The organism is Dyadobacter frigoris (assembly GCF_005280585.1).
GTDB lineage: Bacteria > Bacteroidota > Bacteroidia > Cytophagales > Spirosomataceae > Dyadobacter > Dyadobacter frigoris.
In genome coordinates this window covers 96,467-117,372 of record NZ_SZVO01000018.1, presented here as the reverse complement: position 1 = coordinate 117,372, position 20,906 = coordinate 96,467, and the positions used below count along the sequence as shown (strand labels likewise).

At 42.1% G+C, this 20,906-nt stretch carries 13 protein-coding genes and 1 pseudogene; 8 read left to right on the top strand and 6 right to left on the bottom strand.

Annotation, left to right across the window (positions count from 1 at the left end; translation table 11 throughout):
- Positions 1 to 1,280 precede the first annotated feature (1,280 nt).
- The 3 genes from FDK13_RS29020 to FDK13_RS29010 all read left to right on the top strand — a co-directional run bounded on the left by FDK13_RS29020 (position 1,281) and on the right by FDK13_RS29010 (position 3,740).
- Positions 1,281 to 1,865: a sigma-70 family RNA polymerase sigma factor gene (locus FDK13_RS29020; RefSeq protein WP_137343518.1), complete on the top strand. Its 585-nt coding sequence runs from the start codon at positions 1,281 to 1,283 to the stop codon at positions 1,863 to 1,865.
- A gap of 799 nt (positions 1,866 to 2,664) precedes the next feature.
- The gene (locus tag FDK13_RS29015; RefSeq protein WP_137343517.1) at positions 2,665 to 3,057 is read left to right on the top strand and encodes a hypothetical protein; all 393 of its coding nucleotides are present in this window, start codon (positions 2,665 to 2,667) and stop codon (positions 3,055 to 3,057) included.
- A 248-nt stretch (positions 3,058 to 3,305) separates the two neighbouring features.
- Entirely contained in the window at positions 3,306 to 3,740 is a 435-nt protein-coding gene (locus FDK13_RS29010; RefSeq protein ID WP_137343516.1) for a response regulator, read from the top strand.
- Between the two features lie 469 nt (positions 3,741 to 4,209).
- Here FDK13_RS29010 and FDK13_RS29005 read toward each other — a convergent pair whose 3' ends face one another.
- From FDK13_RS29005 to FDK13_RS28990, 4 genes are read right to left on the bottom strand one after another with little or no spacing between them, the layout of a single operon-like run.
- Positions 4,210 to 5,754, bottom strand: a complete 1,545-nt coding sequence (locus FDK13_RS29005) for an alkaline phosphatase family protein (protein WP_137343515.1) — start codon at positions 5,752 to 5,754, stop codon at positions 4,210 to 4,212.
- A gap of 37 nt (positions 5,755 to 5,791) precedes the next feature.
- Complete coding sequence (locus tag FDK13_RS29000) at positions 5,792 to 6,655, bottom strand: glycerophosphodiester phosphodiesterase (protein WP_170982944.1); 864 nt, start codon at positions 6,653 to 6,655, stop codon at positions 5,792 to 5,794.
- Between the two features lie 28 nt (positions 6,656 to 6,683).
- Complete coding sequence (locus FDK13_RS28995; RefSeq protein WP_137343513.1) at positions 6,684 to 8,162, bottom strand: SusD/RagB family nutrient-binding outer membrane lipoprotein; 1,479 nt, start codon at positions 8,160 to 8,162, stop codon at positions 6,684 to 6,686.
- A 12-nt stretch (positions 8,163 to 8,174) separates the two neighbouring features.
- Entirely contained in the window at positions 8,175 to 11,330 is a 3,156-nt protein-coding gene (locus tag FDK13_RS28990; protein ID WP_137343512.1) for a SusC/RagA family TonB-linked outer membrane protein, read from the bottom strand.
- Between the two features lie 552 nt (positions 11,331 to 11,882).
- Here FDK13_RS28990 and FDK13_RS28985 point away from each other — a divergent pair.
- Positions 11,883 to 14,576, top strand: coding sequence for an SdrD B-like domain-containing protein (locus FDK13_RS28985; protein WP_137343511.1), 2,694 nt, complete (start codon positions 11,883 to 11,885; stop codon positions 14,574 to 14,576).
- A gap of 350 nt (positions 14,577 to 14,926) precedes the next feature.
- On the opposite strand, the gene FDK13_RS36515 is transcribed toward FDK13_RS28985, so the two are convergent.
- Positions 14,927 to 15,766, bottom strand: coding sequence for an exosporium glycoprotein BclB-related protein (locus FDK13_RS36515; RefSeq protein WP_137343510.1), 840 nt, complete (start codon positions 15,764 to 15,766; stop codon positions 14,927 to 14,929).
- 20 nt (positions 15,767 to 15,786) lie between these two features.
- On the bottom strand, positions 15,787 to 16,764 hold the full coding sequence (locus FDK13_RS28975; protein ID WP_137343509.1) for a T9SS type A sorting domain-containing protein: 978 nt from the start codon (positions 16,762 to 16,764) through the stop codon (positions 15,787 to 15,789).
- A 440-nt stretch (positions 16,765 to 17,204) separates the two neighbouring features.
- Between FDK13_RS28975 and FDK13_RS28970 the strand changes: the two genes are divergently transcribed.
- The 4 genes and pseudogenes from FDK13_RS28970 to FDK13_RS35920 all read left to right on the top strand — a co-directional run bounded on the left by FDK13_RS28970 (position 17,205) and on the right by FDK13_RS35920 (position 20,880).
- On the top strand, positions 17,205 to 18,020 hold the full coding sequence (locus tag FDK13_RS28970; RefSeq protein ID WP_137343508.1) for a helix-turn-helix domain-containing protein: 816 nt from the start codon (positions 17,205 to 17,207) through the stop codon (positions 18,018 to 18,020).
- A gap of 96 nt (positions 18,021 to 18,116) precedes the next feature.
- A complete protein-coding gene (locus FDK13_RS28965; protein WP_137343507.1) occupies positions 18,117 to 20,576 on the top strand; it encodes a TonB-dependent receptor domain-containing protein in 2,460 nt (819 codons plus the stop codon).
- Positions 20,577 to 20,602: 26 nt separating this feature from the next.
- Positions 20,603 to 20,683, top strand: a pseudogene (locus FDK13_RS36770) (hypothetical protein); the annotation flags it as partial.
- A 32-nt stretch (positions 20,684 to 20,715) separates the two neighbouring features.
- Positions 20,716 to 20,880, top strand: a complete 165-nt coding sequence (locus FDK13_RS35920; protein ID WP_220417453.1) for a hypothetical protein — start codon at positions 20,716 to 20,718, stop codon at positions 20,878 to 20,880.
- Positions 20,881 to 20,906 lie beyond the last annotated feature (26 nt).

Sequence of the window (20,906 nt, the reverse complement as noted above, 5' to 3'; positions counted from 1 at the left end):
TTACCCCTGTTCAAAAATGGAGGCGGCAGTTTATTTTCAGCGGCAAGCTGCGAGCGCTTACACAAAGCAGGTTGTTACAAAAACAAACATGCCTGAACTGCTTCCAAACTCAAAATAAGGAAGTGTCCGCTTTTGCAATTTCTCTGTAAACGTATTCTCCCTACTTGCCGAAACTGGTTACGGGCTGGAAAAAAATCAATTAAACCGGAGAAAGCCAATAACGTATATAGCATACGTTTTCACTCCTCCCTTTATGGAAGAAACCAAGCCCTTTTGTAAAGCTTTTGGTATGGATAACCCGGCATTTTTCTTTTAAAGTAAACAACACAAGGCTTTTTCCCTCACATAACCGCTGGGCTGGTACGCTCTAAACCAGTCTCAATTTGCGTTATTTACTTTAGCTTTTATAATCATTCGGTAACTTATCAACTCCCGCAGCTTCCAAGGTAAGCTATGGTGTTTTCAAGGATAGCCGGTGTAGGAACTGCTCTCTACTTACGGATATAGCCTGTTTCAAAACTACCACTTTGGTATAGTTAGATACGCTTTCTATGCTGATTTAACGATCCTGGCCCTTGTGTCGCAGGTTTTTGGCTGATGATACCGGGCTCTTCCGGGTTGGCAAGAGCGGAAAATATATGCACGGAACTAAGCTGCGGGTATAAATTATTTTTCATTTGTTTTGTTAAGTAGCATTGAATTCAAAATATTAAACCCCTTTTGGTATTACATTAGTCGTATTTCAAACGAAGATATCGTAAAACACTTCCAATAAATATCGAAAATATTTACAAAGTACTGATTTACAGTATATTAAATTAACACATTTTATAAAATATCCTGATAAGGCAAGTTTTATACTGGCCATATGGATACAAACTGTACGATTTATACTACTTTATCTCTGATATTATGTAGAATATTTTTGTTTTTTATAACGTTGTTTTGTTTTTAATCCCGTTACATTTGCGCTTGTTCAATTGATTACCGTGTGCAATGTCCTTCATATCCTTTATCATGAAAAATCCTGCCTTAATTACAACTTGCAATTCTTTCTATAAATTTTTTGCCCAGGCATTTCATTATCGCATTGGATTTTGGTAAAGCAAAGTCTGTTTGATGAATCCCTTTTTATAGGTGGGCAACGCGTACTTCACGGAAGGTTCATCCCTATGATTTTAAATTTTCGAGTACAGCGTTAATGTCGTGACAACTTATCCAGCAGAAGGATAAGTCAAGTCGCCATACATATACTACCGCTTATCAATACTGTCCCGACCATGACTGATGCACAAAAGATAAAGTCCGATGAACATGCACTTATAGCTGCCATCAAAAATGGAGGTACCAATAAAAACAAATATGTCACCCAACTTATAAATGATTATCAAGGATACATCCACAAGTTGCATTCTAAAACAAGCATAAGTGAAAGCATTTTAAAGGATATCTTTACAGATACGGTCTTACTTGTTTTAGAACATATTGAAAGTGAAACCTTCCGGGGTGAAAGCAAATTGTCAACTTATTTCTATAAAATATTTTATTTTAAAGCTGTTGATTATCTCCGCCATCACGCGGCCAACAAGATCGACTACATGGACAGTTTACCGGAATATGCAGACGATAAGCAAAATATTATGCAGCAGTTAGAATCCACCGAGACATTGAGCCAGATCATACAATTGCTTGACAAGATGTGTCTTCCCTGTCGTCAAATCATTATGGGCTGGGCTTATTGGGGCTTTAAAACAGAAGAAATAAGCGACCGGATCGGAGAATCAGATCCGGTGAAATATTCTAAAATCAAGTATAATTGCATAGTTAAGTTCAAAAAGCTTTGGAATAAAATAGTGGATAGCTAGCAGAATGACAGACAGTTATAATGTCTATACTTTCATAAACAAAGATGCGTAGGAATAAAAAATTTGCAATAAACCTGTTGTTTCACCTGCGTTTTTTGTTTTTAATGTAAAGCCTTGATAAGCGGCTGGGATGATATTTTAAAAACTTAAAAAGCCAAAGGCCGAATAGTATGCTTGTTTCAGCAGCTGTCGGCCACCTTTTTCTCTAATTTTAACTGTTTCTTTAATTCGTAAATTAGTTTGCTCAAAGTCTGCATATCCGTTAACGCTTCTTTGAGAGAACTACCCGGAGGTTAACCGAAGAAAATATTGTTATATAATCAATTTCCATTGAATATTTAAGCGTTTTTCGAAAGAGATATTTTGGTCCGTTTTATCTTTTGATATAATTTAATCGCGACATTTTCTGATTCGGACATTAGTTATTTCATGCGGCAACGCTGGCAAAAGATTTATTTTGCTGGCCGGCACCTTTGGCAAACGGTCGACTTTCCCTTCCATCTTTGAATGGGCTCGTTTTTTTTAATCCCGAAAAGCTCATCAGTGAACTGCCTGGCTGTACACTGTTTATTGATCAAATCCAGGCCGACAATGTAAGCGTTGCTGTGGGCGACGAGATCACTATAAAACCTAATTTCAGTGCTGTACATTATCATTATCAACGCCCAATTATGGCCCGTCTCAAAATATACATTTGCAATATTGTATTGTCAATAAAGATGTCATGCCAAAATGGGATCTTGTCGGGAACGATGGCATTATTCATTTCCAAAATTTGGGGTCCGGAGATTTCAAAATAATGATTAGAAAACAGAATGGTTTTGGAAGAAACAATTTCACGCATAGAGAGATCCGACTGAATGTTCTTTATGCTTTCTATGAAACCTGGTGGTTCAGACTGGTAGCAATACTGACGATTTGTGTGTCACTGTTTCTTATTGTTAAATACAGAATTAACAGCTTACAAAAACAAAACAGGTTGCAGGAAGTCGAAATTGCCCAACGTACGCAAACACTGCAAATAACGCTGGAAGTTTCGCAGGACAAACTCATGGGGCAAATGTTTATGCTTGAACGGCTGCTGGGAACCATAAGCCATGATATAAAAACACCCTTGCTTTTTTTGGCAAGATCAAATAAACGCCTGGTTAAAATAAATGTTAGAAGACTGACTTGCTGCGCTGTGTTTTGAGAGGCTGTTATCTAAAGGCTAATCCAGCCGTAAGCGTTATCGAACGTTTACGGCCAGTGGAGCGAAGATTATTCACCGGCATGTGGTGTACTACTCAGCACAATTAACGTATATTATATATAGTTAGCAATGAATAGTTATGAATTCTCATGCAGCATTTTAGTTTTTCGCAGCCTGATTCCCGGTTATGCTGAACCATTTTGTTTTGATAAAATCAGTTTAATTAATTTACCTTATTTTGAAAATACATGATCAACATTGTTGTAATTGATGAACATGCTGTCTTTCGACGCGGTATTCATGAGGTTTTAAAAAATAGCCTTCTAAGTTTTGATATGACAGGCTTTGCTAATCAAAAAGAGTTTATGGATGTTTTGGGAGGACCTATACCAAATCTTTTCATTGCCAATTTTAATGGCAGTCTTAATACCGCAGATATGGTGTTCTTAAAACAAATAAAAAAGGATTACAAAGCTAATTGTATTGTCATATTTAGTAATGAAACTCAATATTCCCGGATGAGCCTTTGTTCTAACGCCGGGTTTCATAGGTTTCTAACCAAAATGAGATCTCTTGAAAAGATAGCCGAATGTATTGGAGTAGTGATGGATAGAAAAAAAATTATATATGAGCAGGTATATGAATTTGTTATAAACAAACGGCTATCTGGTTATTCGTTCTAATCCCTAAGATTTGCTGTGAGCGCACTTTTTTTCTTTCTTTCCGGGAATCGCGGCATTACAGTAGTCTTTACTTTTTTTTGGCCTTTAATTTACTATGAATACTGGTATTCAACAGCAAACATCCAGGACTTAAAAGTACCATTTTCAGTATAACACTTTGTTAATACAGGTAAGGTGCTGATTCAAAAATTAGGAGCATAGCGCAGTGCAGCAGGCCTACCTTTTTGATTCCAGGCAGTCAGATCAGAAAAAGCATTAACATGCTAAGGCGCATTTTCCGTCAGCCAATGGATTACGGTTTGCTCCAATTTAAATTTTCCCCTTAGCGGCCTGGCTCATACTGCATCCCGTACTCCCTGGTCTGCTTGCCCGTCCAAAACTCAACATAATTAGCATAAACAAATACCCCCGTATATCCTTGAAATGCAAAAAGGGAAGCTGCCCCACTTTTAAAGCGTTATTTAAGGCTCTAGTTAAATATTCTCTCTGTTTTGCTATAATCAAAATAGCGGTATTTGTCCAGCACTGACATTTCCAAAGAAAGTTTGTAGACTCCCCAGGGATACTTAACCTGGGTCTCCAGCGTCTGCTTTTTAAATTTAGGGCTAGTCTTTTCTGTCTTTTTCAGGAATTCTTGCATTACCCTTCCATCCATTTGCACTGGCACCGGCAAGCCGTAAATACCAAGAACCGTTGGTGTGATATCGATATTGGAAGTCGGCAGCTCTCCCTGAAAACCCTTTTTAAAATCCGGCCCATCAGCCATCAAGGCGATATGTACCTCATACGGACTCGATCCTCCGTGACCGGCTACTCCGCCCGAAAAATCAGTACCGGCATACCCTTTATCATTTTTGTTATCATTCCAATTCGGAGCAATAAGAATATCTCCGGAGCGCTCATGGTTGTAATGCACTGCATCAAAAGAAAATGTTCCCTCAACCCAGCCATTGATCTCGCCCCTTTTTTTTGATCTGGTAAAAACAGCGCCAACCCACGGCTGTTTATGAAGTGCGGCTACAATTTTCTGCACCACATCAGCATTATGGTCTTTAACATAAATAGCGCCTTCGGCTATAACCATATCGTCAGATTCCTTATCTTTTTTAAAACCCTCCTGAATCAAAAAACCAACCAGGTTTTGCTGTCCGGTATGCGTGACAAAACCGTGGTCGGTTGAAATGATGATATTGTAGTGATCAGAAATTCCCTTTGTTTTCATCTCCTGCAATATTCTTCCAAACTGCGCATCCACATATTGAATCGCCGAAACTGCTTGCGTAGAGCCGATCCCGTATTTATGAGCAGCGCCATCCGGATCAGAAAACCAAATGGCGCTTACCAATGGTCCCTGCTTGTCAAAACCATATTTTAATAATGCATCGGTAATCCAGCGGTGACGGTCATTGCCTTCCGGGCCGCTAAGGGCAACCGTTCCGATTTCTGCCAGTACCTGAGATTTAGAAGATTCCGGCAAGATCAGATCCGGATTAATCACAGCACCCCTTCCCACTTTATGATTTTGCAAATAAGCCTGCCCTGTCGTACCTGAGCTAAATACCATCATGCGCTCACCGGCCGATTCCAATACTTCGCCCAAAGAAACCGCCGTAAGCAGCGGACCAGAGATGGCACCTTCAATTTTAGTCAGATCCTCATAGGTGGTACCCAGCGCCCTGGTTTTATTGGCCTGTGGAAAATAAACCGCGTTGCCCAGCAGACCATGCGTGCCCGGGTAAGAGCCCGTTGCATAGGAAGCAGAATTAACGCGGGTCACCGTTGGAAATACGCTGTGATGCGCTTTGCCATAAGATGCCTTTTCTTTAAAGCCGAACAGATTAGGCATCTGCTCCGGGGTAATATAATCAGGCCTTAACCCATCAAAAAACACAATCAGCGTTTTGTTTTTAGCAGGCTGGTCTTTGATCTGTGCGAATAAATCAGGGATTAAAAACACTGTAAAAACAATAACGGCAAGGCCTGTCAATTTTACTTTTGCCAAAATATTTTTCATTTTTCTTTAATTCAAAAATTTAATGGATTGTCTGAATTTAATTTTTCGGCTGCCAGGCGGCAATCCCAATTTTCTTTGCTTCATCAAGAAAACCGGAAAGATTATTAACCAGTACAAAGTCTACGCCCTGATCAAACAATCCGGCTAATTCGTCTGGTGATTTAGCATAAAAATAATTGATTTTCACATGATTATTTTTCAAATCACTCATTTGTACTGTTCTATCTTCTCCTGCTACCGGACGTAATAGCTGGATGAAACCGGCTTTCATTTTAATGGTTTGCTGCACATATTTAGGTGTGTCGCTGCGGTAAGTATTCTCACCGTTACAAATCAAAATACCCGGAACCTGCTGCCGGGCTGCTGCTGAAGCTTTTTCAGAACAGGTAAGAAATGCCTGATGCAGCCTTCCCGATTTCAAAAGCAAAGCCGCAGCTGCTTTTCCTACTTCTTGATCACCTTTCAAATGGCAGTTAAGCCAAACGTTTTGGGGCATCATTGCCAGGGTCTGTTCAAAAGTCGGAATAGGTGTATTTGTAAATTTTGGCGATTTTTTTATTCCGGCATCCAGTTTGAGGATTTGTGCAAAGCTCAGATCCGAAATTTTACCGCTTCCGTTGGTTGTACGGTCAACGGTATCATCATGCATGAGCACCATCACATTATCCTTGGTAAGCTGAATGTCAAACTCGATCATATGCGCACCCAGCCGGATGGCTTCCTCAAAAGCAGGCAAAGTATTTTCCGGATGCGTGTCCATGCAGCCTCTATGTGCGCAAAGTCCTCTTTGGGGCATGACAACTTTTCTATTTTGAGCATAAGCTGTAAAGGCAACTAATCCGGTCAGCAGCAATACATTTATAAACAAAATTCTCAACTTATTATTATCTAAAATTCTCATATTAAAACCATTAAATATTCGCATCTGATTATTTATCCCACCAAACCCTGATATCACTATTATCGCCGCCCATGGAAGCCACCGCACCTGCGAGTGCCTGCGGATTCAGCGATTGCAGATAAGTCGGATACGGCACACGGTAGGGGAATTTATTCTCAGCCGGAATACCCGCCCCGCGTGGCAACACCGGAAAACCGGTTCTGCGTTTTTCGAACCAGGACTGATAATCCACGAAAAAATAGGCGTAATATTTTTGTAAAATGATCTGTTCCAGCTGCTTGTCAGCAGCCGAATTTACATCAAAAACAACACCCGCCTGTTTTAAAAATCCGGCAGGCATTGTCACGCCCCACTGAATCATCGAGGCGGTTATGCCGGATTCATAATGTTTTTCCGAAGTTGAGCCGGTCGTATATCCTTTCAAAGCAAGTTCTGCTTTGATGAATTCAACCTCGGCAAGCGTCATCATCACCCCGAGCTGCGGCAATGTTTTTAAAGCATCTGCATAACTTGAATTGCTGCCTACGGCATATTCCAAAGTGGAGGCGTAACCGCTTTCGATTCCTTTGTAGATATTTTCCGTACCTGATTTTACCTGCGTTGCCCAAGCGGCCCTGCGCGGATCATTAATCAGATTCATTTTATCAATATAGAATTTGGTATAATAATTACCATCTCGCCAGTCTACTTGCCTGGCGTTATAAAAAGGATTATAGAAAGGAAAGGTGCCCGGATATCTGAAAATCGCTTCGTCGGTATTGGCGGTAAAAACAGGATTTTTCGCAGGATCGGCTAAAATAGCGGTGATCTGATCTTTCACGTTAATCTCGCCCTCTTTTTTGGAAAGTCTCAAAAGCAATCTCAATCTAAGGGAATTGCAGAATTTCTTCCATTTTAATATCCCCGGATTTTTGCCTGATGAGACAGCATTGGCATTATAGAGCATATCGCCTGCATAGGTTAACGCTTTTGTTTCATCAAATAAGTTGTTGGCCGTTTCCAGATCTTTTAAAATCTGGATATAGATATCCTTTTGCTTGTCAAAAGAAGGTTTAAAATTTCCTTCCAATGCCTTCGTAGCCTCAAAATAGGGTACATCACCGTATAAGTCTGTCAAAATCGAATAACTCCAGCTCTTGTAGACCAGTGCAATGGCTTTGTAATTATTCTCGCCGAGCTTTTCTGAAATGGTATAAATATCCTGTATGTCATTAAGATAAGTATAAAAATTACTCCACACACCAGCGCCCGGATTGACCAGATAACGGTGAAGTCCGCCACCGCCGGCACTGGCTCGCGGGGCATCCACCTGCATCAGCTCATGGGTAAAATTACGGCTGGCATTGATAGTGCTATTAACGATCTGGTATTGCAGCTGGCCCAGCATGACACCCGGCGTGATTTCTGTCGGGCGGTTAGGATCGGTATTTAGCTTTTCAAAACCATCCGTACAGGATAGCAAAAAAGCGAAAAATATCAAAAAAGGAATATATATTTTCTTAAACATAAGCTGTGTTTGTTAGAATTTCAAAGTAAGGTTCATGCCCATCGTGCGGGTAGAAGGGAACTGTGCCAGCTCGACGCCCGGTGTCAGTGTTCCGTTATTCAAGTTGCCGCCTTCGGGATCAAATCCGGGGAATTTGGTAAAATTGAAAAGATCCCTTCCATACACAGCAAGACTGCTGTGAGCTACACCGATTTTACCCAAAAGTGCTTTCGGAAGGTTAAATTCCACACGCATCTCTCTGATTTTAAGAAAAGAAGCATCAAAAATATTGGTTTCCGCATTGGTGATCTGGTAGTAATTGTCATAGTAAGAACTGGCAGGAACTTTAACCGTGTTCGGTGTAAATGTCCCGTCCGGCTGTTTGACAACACCCTGGCCCACAATACCATCTTCACGGCCTGGCAATGTAACCTTGGTTTTTCCCAGCGTGTTGTTTTTATGGTTGGTCTGAGAGAACATACTACCCCCTTTTTGGCCGTCCAGTAAAATACTAACCCGGACATTTTTGATGGTAAATTCATTGGATAAACTCCCTTTCCAGTCAGCAAATGCATTTCCCCATTTTTTGGTTGCAGGATCAAGCGCCGCAGGAAGTCCCACAGAAGAATAAATAATCTGTCCATCCGGTGAACGCTGGAAACCACGGCCGTACATGTCTCCCATTAATCCACCTACTCTGGCTTCAATTGTTACATTGGTATTATGGGCATAGATCACCTGGTTGGTAATGCCCGAGGCAAGCTCACGTACGAAGCTGCGATTCCGCGACCACAGCAATGTCGTATTCCAGCTGAAATTCTTTTTGGTAACGGGCTTTGCGCTTAGTTTCAATTCCATACCACGGCTATTGATCAGCCCGGCATTGATAACCGCATTGGCATAACCTGAAACCGGATCAAGCGGGATGGCAAGAATCTGGTTTCGGCTTTTATTATTATAATAAGCAAAATCAACACCGATCAGATTTTTGAATAAACGCACATCCAAGCCAAACTCGTAACTGGCTGTTATCTCCGGTTTTAAATCCGCATTGAAAAGCGTGGAAGAATTCGTAAAGCTGTTACCGTAAATCCTGTCGTAATAGCGGGCCGTCTGGTAAGGTCTTGTATCATTTCCAACCTGCGCCCACGAGGCCCGCACTTTTGCAAAAGAGACCGCTTTGGGAAGATTAAAAATCTCGTTTATCAAAAAGCTGGAACTTACAGACGGATAAAAAAACGAGTTGTTCCCATAAGGAAGCGTGCTGGACCAGTCATTGCGGCCGGTGACGTCTAAAAATATTTTCTCATCATAAGAAAACTGCGTGGCAGCATACATACTATTGATCGCCTTTTTGGTTTTAAGCGGATCCGCTACTGCCTGGTCCAGACTGTTGGAAATCTGATAAATTCCCGGCTGTGCAAGCTGATCTGCATAAATACCGGCAAAATCGTAAGACTGACGCATGGCGTTGGCGCCAACCGAAGCGGTAACGTCAATAATTCCGCTGATCTTGTCTTTATAATTTAACAGAAAATCCGTGTTAGACTCATAACTAAATACATTTTGCTCGCGGTACATACCCCTCGGGTAACGTGTCATACTGAAAGGGCGCTGCTGCGAACGAAACTCGTAAGCCATATCAAGACCAGTACGCACCTGAAAATCCAGTTTGTCCGAAAGCCGATAAGATGCAGAAATATTGCCGATCACGCCGTGTTTGTTCATTTTATTGAGCATCTCATACATGCCCAGATAAGGGTTATCCGGTGTAGGATTGAAAGGATTTCTTTGCTTTATATTTTCAAGTCCCGGCTCCCAGTAAGGCTTAAACCATTCGGGTTTTAAATTGGGCGTAGTTCCCAAAATCAGAAAATACATCAGCGACTGGTTGTTGTAGCCCGCCATCGGCAGGTTGTCACTTTTCTTGTTGGAATAATTAACCTTGCCGTTGATTTTCAGTCTATCGGATACTTTCTGGCTCACCGAAAGTGCGACGTTCAACCGCTCAAAACCTGTATTGGGAATGATCCATTTATTTTTAAGATGCGTAACCGACAAACGCGCTGAACTATTTTCCGTACCGCCTTCCAAAGAAACGCTGTTGGAAAATGTAGTTCCGCGCTGAAAGAAACCTGAGATATAATCTTTCTGCGCTACCCAGGGCGTCCGTTCTGTTGGCTTCCCATCGGGTGAGCCAGGGTTATATTGGAAATAAGACTGTCCGTTAAATTTTGGTCCCCAGGCCCGTCCGGCTGCCACTGTTGTACCGGTGTTGGGGCCGTCGGCACTATCCAGATACGAATAATAATTACTGGTTCTGCCCTCTCCGTATTCCAGCTGATAATCCGGGTAACGGTTGATCTGGTCTACGCTGAAATTGGAATTGACTGTAACACCGATGCCCCTATCCTTACGAACGCCGGATTTGGTGGTGATAATAATGGCTCCGCCCGCAGCGCGGCTACCATATAATGCCGTAGCACCGGGGCCTTTTAAAACGGTCACTTTTTCAATATCGTCCGGATTGATATCCGACAGACTTGAACCGTAATCTACCGGACTGTCCGCTGAAAGATGCGAGGAAAAACCTGTGCCCGTAATTCTGCTGCTTACCGGCACACCATCCACAACAATTAAAGCCTGGTTATTATCCAGATTCAGTGAAGACTCACCGCGCAGGGTTATACGTGCAGAACCCATCGGCCCCGCGCCAGCGCCCTGGATATTCAGCCCGGCAACCTTACCTGAAAGTGCATTGACCCAGTTGTTGGACTTGGCATCTTTAACCGCGTTTTCATTAATCGTCTGAGCGGCAAATCCCAGGGATTTTTCTTCCCTTTTAATACCCAAAGCGGTTACCACAACTTCATTCAGAATTTTGGTATCTTCCAATAATACCACGTCAATACGACTCTTTTTTCCGGCAGCTTGCTCCTGAGAAACAAATCCAATGGCAGAAAAAACCAGTGTTGAATTTAAAGAAGGAAGGCTAATGCTGTAAGCCCCTTTGGCATCGGTGGTAGTACCCAAGCTGCTGCCTTTAATCAGCACGCTTACGCCAGCGAGCAGATCGCCCGTTGCTGCGGTTACGTTACCGTTTATGATGATGTTTTGGGCGGTTAGCTTCAAGGAAAAGCACGCCGTAAAAAGCAAGGCAAAAGCTGCCGCCAGTAGTCGTTTTTTCATACCTTTTGTTAGTGAGTAGTAGCCGCAATAGCAACAGGCAAGCCTGCTGCTATTGTCATTTAAAGGCAAAGGTATTAAACTGATAAAAAGCGGGGATTAACCTTGCGTTACGGTTTTGTTATCTAATAAACAGCTACTTAATAAATGATTGCGTACCAAAGCAGGATCACCTGGCGGGTAGGATCAGAAAATTGGTTATTGAACCTTTTTGCGCCAATTAAACAATTAACATTATGTTTTTCATCAGGGAGAAATGCCTTTCAACCAATTTTTTAGCAAGGCTCAGCAAGTGCATTTCTATCAATATCTGGTAAAAACCTAGTAAATGCCCTGATTAAATCCAGTGATCATATAGAAGTTACTAAACCTGCCCGTCAAGTAACTTCTTCACACTTAACTGCAATATTTTAAGAGATTAATTCGATATTGCGTGAAAAATTTAACATTTTTCGACAAGACAGGTCCATATTAAAAAGCATCCGTCTGCAATGGAACGGCCAAGTTTACCGGATGGATCAAAATTAATTTAGTAACAAATTACCTACCTTTACCTTGAAGAATTTTTACCGTTTATCACTTCAAACACTCACCCTGCTGTTTGTCACGCAGCTTTGCTTCGCACAAATTTCCGGCCTAACCTGGCAGGATTATAATGCCAACAGTATTAAAGAATCGTCTGAAAAACCTCAGGCTCAGATTCGTGTCAAAGCCTTTGACCGGTCGGGCAACATGATCAGTTCGGCAGTAACCGACGCTTCAGGCAGCTATAAACTGGATATTGCGGGCAGCCAGCATGTCAGAGTGGAATTCAGTGACATTCCCGAAGGATATGTCACGGCACTGGCTAAGGCAACAACCCAGTTTGTTACCTCGCCCGCTGAAATTTCCTTAGGCATATACCATCCTGCCACTTTCAGCGGAGACCATCCATTTGCTGTTCAGACCGTTTTTGCCTCGGGAGATCTGTCGACAAAAACGCCGGAACCCATTTCTTCATTGGTGAAATATTCCGCTTTTCCATATAGCGGCATGATATATTCCGCAATAACGCATGTGAAAAATACCGGTTCCGTCTGGGGGTTAGCATACGATCGCCAAAGAAGAATTCTGTTCTCCTCGTCCCTTGCAAAGCGTCACAGCGCCTTGGGAAGCCAGGGACCAGGCGGTATATATGCGACTTTTTTAGATAATAACCAGACAAGACCTTTTGTGAATTTAGATGCACTGGGCTTCAAAACTGTTCCTTTCCCCCTTGACCGCCAGTTGAGTACTGAACTTGCTGGTGCAGATCATGACTCGCTGATGTTTTCTCAGGTTGGAAAAATAGGGCTGGGAGGAATTGACATCTCAGATGACAGCCGATATTTATTCACGGTTAATTTATATGACCGTCATTTATACCGAATAAAATTAAGTGTAGATGCCAGCCCACCCAAGGTGGATGATGTAATCCGCTTCCCACTTCCCCTTACCGGTTTTACCGGAGGTGAGCCCAGACCTTTTGCTGTGAAATATTATAATGGAAAAGTCTATGTGGGTATGGTTTGTGATGCGCAGATTTCACAAAAAGCAACGGACCTCATGGCTTACGTTTATGAAATTCAGGCCGATGAGATTGGTTCAGGAGCGGCAAATTTCAAAGAAGTAACCAGGTTTTCACTGGACTATCCGCGCGGCTATATTGATTATAATGTAAAGGGATGGTTTCCGTGGACAGACAATTACCAACAAACCGTGCCGCCATACCATACGACATGGATGATTTATCCGCAACCAATGCTTGCAGATATCGAGTTTGATTCGGATGGGTCTTTAATTATCAGTCTGATGGACCGGTTAGGACACCAAACAGGGAACGGATCACCTTATCGTAACAAAGAAGGTTATTTCTCTTCTGCCACCGGAATTTCCGGAGGTGATGTACTTCGTCTTAACAAGGATGTGGCCGGTTATCACATGGAGCAAAATGGTAAGTCGGGAGCTAACGTTTCTCTTGGTAAAGATAACGGGCAAGGGCCCGCAGGCGGAGAATTTTACTACCAGGACAACTTTGTTTCAGGTAACATCGAGTGGCACCAGGAAAGTGCAACCGGCGGACTTGCCATTTTACCTGCCAGTAAAAGTGTTATGGTTTCTATCCGTGAGCCTGATTCCTATACCACCGGTGGAGCAAGATGGTTCAATAATGAAACAGGTGCTTCTATGGATGCTTTTGCAGTTTTTCCCACAAGCATGCGTGCTAATTATTTTTGGAAGCCAAACAATGTAGGAGACATCGAGCTTATAACGCCGCTGCCGCCCATTGAAATTGGCGACCGTGTCTGGGCCGACAATAATGGAAATGGTCTTCAGGACGCAGATGAAGCAGCGTCGCCTGGAATTCTTTTACAATTATACCGTAACGGCCAATACCTGGGCAGTACCGTATCGGGCAATGATGGCCGCTATGCATTCAATGCCGGAAATGTAGGAGAGTCTATCAAATCAAGAACAAATTATCAGGTACGGATCCCCTTAAATCAGGCGGGCCGTACTTTGTCTCCTACCCAGGTATCAGCTGGTGATTCCCGCGAGCTTGACAGTGACGCAGCAATAACATCTGCTGATTACGCCTCCATTTCAGTATTGACTAAAAATCCGGGAGAGAACATTCTTGATCTTGATATTGGCTTTCAATGCATTGACAAACCTCAGGTTACTGCTAAATTTGACTGCCAAAATAACGTCGTAAAACTAAGCCTGTCTGGCTATAACCAAAACCAGCATTTTGATCTTACACCTGGTGCGACTTATCTTGGAACAGCGCTTTATACTTCTGCCAGTGCAATGCCAAATTCAGGCTTAATTTTAGAGCAAGCGTTACAGGTGGACAAACCTTTTATAGCAACTGCAAGAATATTTGCAGAGTCAGGCTGTTTTCAGGACCTATTTTTAACAACAGAAGGACGGTCTGGCTGTGCTTATATCCCCGAAAGTCTATTCACCTCAGAACCTTATACGTTGATTATTTATCCAAATCCTTCTTCAGGCCCGGTAAATATTGCTTACAAAGGGGCAACAACTAACGCAAAAGTAAGGATACAGCTAACTGATAATCGGGGGAATATATTAAAAAGCACGGAGGTTTCTTCACAGGACGGTTATTATCTTAATGGTTTCGACTTGTCAAACCTAACTGTCGGACTATACATAATAAGCGTTACAGATCAGAATAAAATGGTTACAAAAACATTTGCCAAGTTCTGAGACCCTTAGTTGAATAAAATTGTCCTGCAACGGCATATTTGGTTGGATTGACCACGTTGGGAGTAATTTTCAAGTTACTCCCAGTGGTTTAAAATAGATCAAATGGATAACAATGCAACGATTATTTTGACGATATAGAAACACTGGATCCCAGCGTTTCTATATAACTTCTCACCATCTAAAAAACTTATGTTTTTTAGTGTCTAATCGTTGCAGGTGAATGAAAACTCACCACTGGATGCTAACCCTTTCCTCGCTACCGGGCATAATTTTATCGCTACACCGGACAGTACAAGATTTAATAATGTGTGTTTTAAACGATGTGAACAGAGCTAATGGGTACTTGCCAACTATTTAATAGATAAACCAGCACTTGCATAGCCCGCCACCACGTTAATAAGTGAGAGTCCCGCCGAAGTTGCTGAGAAAACAAGTAACAGCCGGTCCTGAGCGTTTACGGGTATATTAAGCCCTGTCGTTAGCCCATTTGAAATAGATCCCAAAGATATAATTCCGGTTAATGCAGGTGCAAGCGTAACCGTAGCTCCTGGTATAGCCGTAAAAGTATTGTTTGGAACCGAAGATTTGTAAAGCTGAGCTGTAACCGTCACTGAGGAACCTACCAAAGCCAGAGCAGCCGTCGTACTGAAATAAGCAGCCAAAGAAGTAATCGTACCCGAGCGGGGCGCAGAGAAAGCCTGGTTTAGAAGAAGGCCGGCAGCACCCGTCAAATCAATGTTACCCCCTACAACACTTACGCCTGTGGCCGAAGAGCCGAACCCAACCAGTGAGGTGGTTCCGACTAATCCACCGGCTATTGTGGTCAATACGACCGGAAGGCCAGATGAGAATGGGATTATGGCAGAGCCGGCATCGGAAATAAACGGTATCCAGGCTGTGCCGTTATAGTAGTAAAAACCAGGGGTATTATCAGTCTGATATATTAATAAGCTCGTTGCCGGAGAAGCGATCAAATTCCTGTCCGACAGGCTCATGCGCGGCACCAGGACACCCTTGGAGGTCGATGTCACATCAAGCTGCGCGCTTCCGTCAGGTGTGATGGTCCCGATTCCGACCTGGGCCCTTGCTGTTATGGAAAACAGGATCATCAGGCAAAGTGAATAGAAAATTTCTCTGATAAAAGGCGCTCTAAGTGAGTGCTCTTTACCACTTTTGTATATGGTTTTCATAGATACAATGAATTAAAGTTTTATTGTTTGATCACTTTGATGACATGGGTAGTTCCGTCTGTTTTCTTTAATTGTACCAGATAAAGACCAGCAGGAAGGCGCTTCATATCGATTTCCCGGGAAAGAACTTTTCCCTTTGATTCAAAAAAAGAAATACCCTGACTGTTTAAAAGCTGTAAGCTCGAGATTTCGCTCCAGTTGTCAACCTGAATATTTATCTTCTCAACGACAGGATTCGGATAGAGTGCCATGTTCAAATCCCTGGTAAAAACAAGCTCCTGAACCCTGCTGTAAGCAAAGGATTGGTCCTTATCCACCATTTTTAACCGGTAGAAATTTGATCCGCCGCCAGGGTTGCTTTGTGTATATCCGTAACTTTTAAGGGTGCTGCTCTCAGAAGCAGCCGCAACCTTTGAGAGTAATGACCAGCTTTTGGCATCATTACTATGCTGTACTTCAAAATAATCACTGTTGGATTCAGCCGATGTAGACCAGTTTAAATTGGCCACCGCCCCCTCCTTTTTAGCGGTAAAACTAACCAGAGTGACCGGCAAAGCGCCTGGCTGGGCAGCCGTTGCTGTACTGAAGGTGATCGGCGAAGCCAGATCGTTATAGATATAATGCGTCGTTGTGTTCACAACACTGCCTGTGGTAATTATCGTGGCTACGTCCTTGTGCACAACTTGCAGTGAAGTCTCTGTGTTGCCATTTAACTCAGAAGCCAGATAAAAAAGTCCGAGTCTGCCCACAAAACCAAAGGGTGCATCAAAATTGAATACCCGTGTTATACTGGGAGGAGTTCCCGCCAAGGCTACCGACGAAATCGTCAAAGTCTTGTTGGTTATTGAAAACGCAGTCGTAGGCCTAAAGGTCAGGCCATAAATGTAGACATCCGTTCCCGGCGAGGTGAACAGCCCGTTACTACCGGTAGTAAACTGAGCGTGGGCATTAAAAGAGTACAGCAGCGCGAGCTGACAGAAGAGTAAATAACGTTTCATACTTCCAATGTTTGGTAAAATTATACTACAAAAATTATAGGAATAAAACTAAATTAATACTAGAAATAAATCTACATATTATTTTTAATAATTCAATATTTTATATAGTTATTTTTATTTAAAAATATATTTATATTGATTTAACCAGAATGTATTTCACTTTCACAAAGAATTCTGGTTAACACAATACAACTTTTTCATAGGATCATCCGGAAGGTTACCCAAATTAATTCTATAAATTTTATATCAAAATTAAATAGACGCTACCGGCCAGCGTAAAGCAGTTTAAAACAAATAATATCGCCAGAATGGAGAATTGGAATGTCTTCATATGGTTTTGCTGCAAAGAAAAACAGTGCAGTACTGCCCATGGTCAAGAAAAAAATATAGAAATTTACAACATCGATACAGATGGCGCCACGAACTTATTATTTCCCAAGATGCAAATTCCGATCAAAAACAAACTTGACCAAAACGAATTATTCAGAATCAAACGGATGAAGGAGCTCATTAAAAGCACCAATCCCCACGGACATAAAGAATATCTGGAAATTATTTACCTTCAAGAGGGTGCAGGAATACATCAGATTGATCATCACAGATATGAGGTAAACCCATTTAACCTCTATCTGATCGCACCTGGACAGATACATAGCTGGGACTTAACCCAAATTCCAAAAGGCTATGTAATGATGTTACAAAAGGACTTTCTTTTGGCTCATCCTCTTTACAAGCAGTTGTTTCAAACCTTTCCTGCCTCCTACGCAGGTAACTATGATTTAGCACAAATACACCAAACGGTTGCAGGCATTTTTAACAGTATTGAAACCGAATATATCCTTCGTCAGAGCAACTACCAAATAGTCATACTCACTTATCTTCAGCTGCTCTTTAATTTATTGGACCGGCAAAGCGGACAGACTCTGTCGACGCCTTACCCGGCAACGTTATCGAATTTCTTTTCGCTATTAGAAAGCCAGTTCAAGACAAATCGTGACGTGAGCAGCTACGCCGGGCAGCTAAATATTACTTCAAAAACACTGAATATATCTTGTCAGAAATACTTAAACAAAACAGCTGGCATCATCATTAACGAGAAGATCACGACCGAATCAAAAAAACTGCTGCTGTATTCAGATCTTAATTTAACAGAATTGGCTTACGAACTTGGTTTTTCAGATCCATCTCATTTTAACAAGTTTTTTAAAAGGCAAACCGGGGTTCTGCCAGGCATTTATCGAAAGGGAATTTCCTGAATATACCAGTTTTCGGAAACAATGTACAAAGTCTAGCGACCATATAGGATTATTTTTGCTTGTCTAAATTAACCGAACAAGCATTTTTATATCCAGATGAAATTATTTTGCTTTCTTGCGATAGCTCTTCTATCCATTTTCTCAGCTGTCGCACAAAATAAGATAACGATCACCGGCAGTGTGGCAGACAAAGAAACCAGGACAGGATTACCTTACTGTTCGGTTGCCATTTTTAAGAGCAGTGATTCGAGTCTTGTCAATGGTGTGCTGGCCAGCGAACAAGGAAATTTCAAATTTGATAATATCACCTTGGGTCAATATTATATTGAAGCTCAATATATCGGATACAGCAAGCTTTTTTATAATCTGTCAACGCTAAAATCTGATCAGTCTGTAATTAGCCTGCCAGCGATACTGCTTGAAGCTGATCCAAGAACCCTGAAAGAACTAAACGTAAAAGCTGAGCGGCAAACGGTCGAAAATAAAATAGACAGGCAGGTCTACCGCGCCGATAAATTTCTCAATAGCCTGGGAGGCACCGCCATTGATGTTCTGAAAAATACACCTTCAGTAACCGTAAACAGTGAAGGTGATATTACCATGCGGGGCTCCTCAGGTTTTTTGGTGCTCATCAACGGAAAGCCTGTGCAGACCGACCCGACCCTGGTCTTAAATCAAATCCCGGCCAATAGCATTGAAAATATTGAGGTAATAACCTCTCCCTCAGCGCGTTTTGACCCGGATGGAAAAGCGGGCATCATCAATATCACGACAAAAGCTACGCAGCCTGGCAGCAAATCCCTTTCTGTGAATTTGCAAGGTGGTCTTCCCGCCATTCACAAATATAATAATCTGCATAATCCCTTACGCTTTGGAAGTGATGCTACACTTAGTCTGCAAGCCAATAAATGGGATGCGAGCCTAAGCGCAAGTTATCTTCGAAGCGACATTACAGGCAGAAGGACGGGAAATGTAAATACTACAATTGATAACATCTTTACGCAGTTCCCATCAGACGGAGAGCGAAGCTTTATCAGAAAAAATTATACAGTCCGCTCCTCTGTTTCTTTCAAACCGGATCAATACAATACCTTTTCAGCAGGAATTTATAAAGGTTACCGCTCCCAGTCACGCCGCGCAGACATTGTCTATAATAATACCAAAACAAATCTTTCCAATGGTAACGTGATTGGCAGAATTACCTACTTTAATTCAAATGTAGCCAGTAAATCGACCGATATTACTCTGGGGAATTTAGATTACCTGCACAGCTTTACAAATAAGTCTTTTATATCGCTATCAGCATTAGTGGAAAAAGCAGATTTGGATGGATTAACCACCAACATCAATCTGGACCAACCCAATCGCCAGGTAGTTTTGCAGAGTACCAGAAACCCGAGCGCAAATCCGTTGAAAGCTTTTCGTTTGAAAGCTGACTATACGGTTACTATTGGCAAAGGAAAGCTCCAAACCGGTTATCAATATCGTAATCAGATCCAAAAGGGAAATTTCCAATACATGGATTTAGATCTTGCCAGCGGTTTGTTCATTATTGTCCCCGAATTTAGTAGTAATACCAAAGTAATAAACCGCATTCACTCGCTGTATAGTCAATTTTCAGCCAGTCAGGGCAAACTCGAATATGTAGCCGGGCTTCGTTATGAATATTCAACCCGAGCGTTTACAGCAGCAAACCAGCCGGTACGGAACCTGGATTTATCAAATTTTTTCCCCTCAGCGAATTTACAATACCGGGTAAGTAAGTCGCTGCTTGCAAAAGCAGGATACAGTAAAAGAATTCAACGTTCCACAAATAGTGAGCTCAACCCGTTTCCGGAGCGAGAACATTCCGAGACACTCGAATCAGGAGATGCTGACATATTACCGGAGTTTATCGACCTGACTGAACTTGGTGTTGTTAAAGATTTTCAGAGAGGGAGCGTTTTTGCAACACTTTATAATCAGCGCATTAAAAATGTTGTAAACCGGGTCAATAGCGTTTACAATGACACTATATTAAACCGTATCTATACCAATGCAGGCCTGGCAACTTCCTGGGGACTGGAAATTGGCACATCGCTGAATGTTACCAAACGGTGGCAGTGGTATGCCGGGGCCAACATGTATCAATACCAGATCAAAGGGGCCCTGTTTGACAAAAATGTAAATGTAAATACGTCCAGCCTGGTCTACTCCCTGAATGCAAACACCACATTTAAAATCTGGTCATCTTTCCAACTTCAATGGACATTGAACTATCTTTCAAAAAGAGTTACAGCTCAGGGTGAAGATTCGCGTTTCATTGTCCCGGCTATGTCGGCGAAAAAAACATTCTTAAAAGGGCGAATGGCAGCATCGCTCCAATGGCAAAATATGGATTTAGGACTTCTGGGGTCCAACCGTCAGCGGATCACCACTTTGGGTAAAGATTTTTTTACGACAACAAACTACATTCAGGAAACCGATGTCTTCTTACTGAATATCAGCTACAATCTCAACCAGCTTTCGCAAAAGGCCAAACTTCCGGCCAGTGAATTTGGGGAAAAGGAATTCTGAAAGCCATTGAATAATAATACATACATTTGGAACAGGCTACCAGAAATGCGGTTATATTGCCGGACATACGGCCCTTTGATGAGTATGAAATGGGCCATATCACCGGCGCAATCCCACATCTGCATCCGAAACTCAACGAATGGAGTCTCTTGGCAAAGAAAAACAGATCATTGTGTATTTCCGGGGGTGGTTTTGCGTTTATGCAGACGAAGTTGTGCAGCATTTAATTGGTATGGGCTTTTCGGCCGTCCGTCTTGAAGATGGATTTCCGGATTGGGTACTTCAACAAAATTCAGCAGCATAAAAAATTAAACGACGCTTTTACATTCT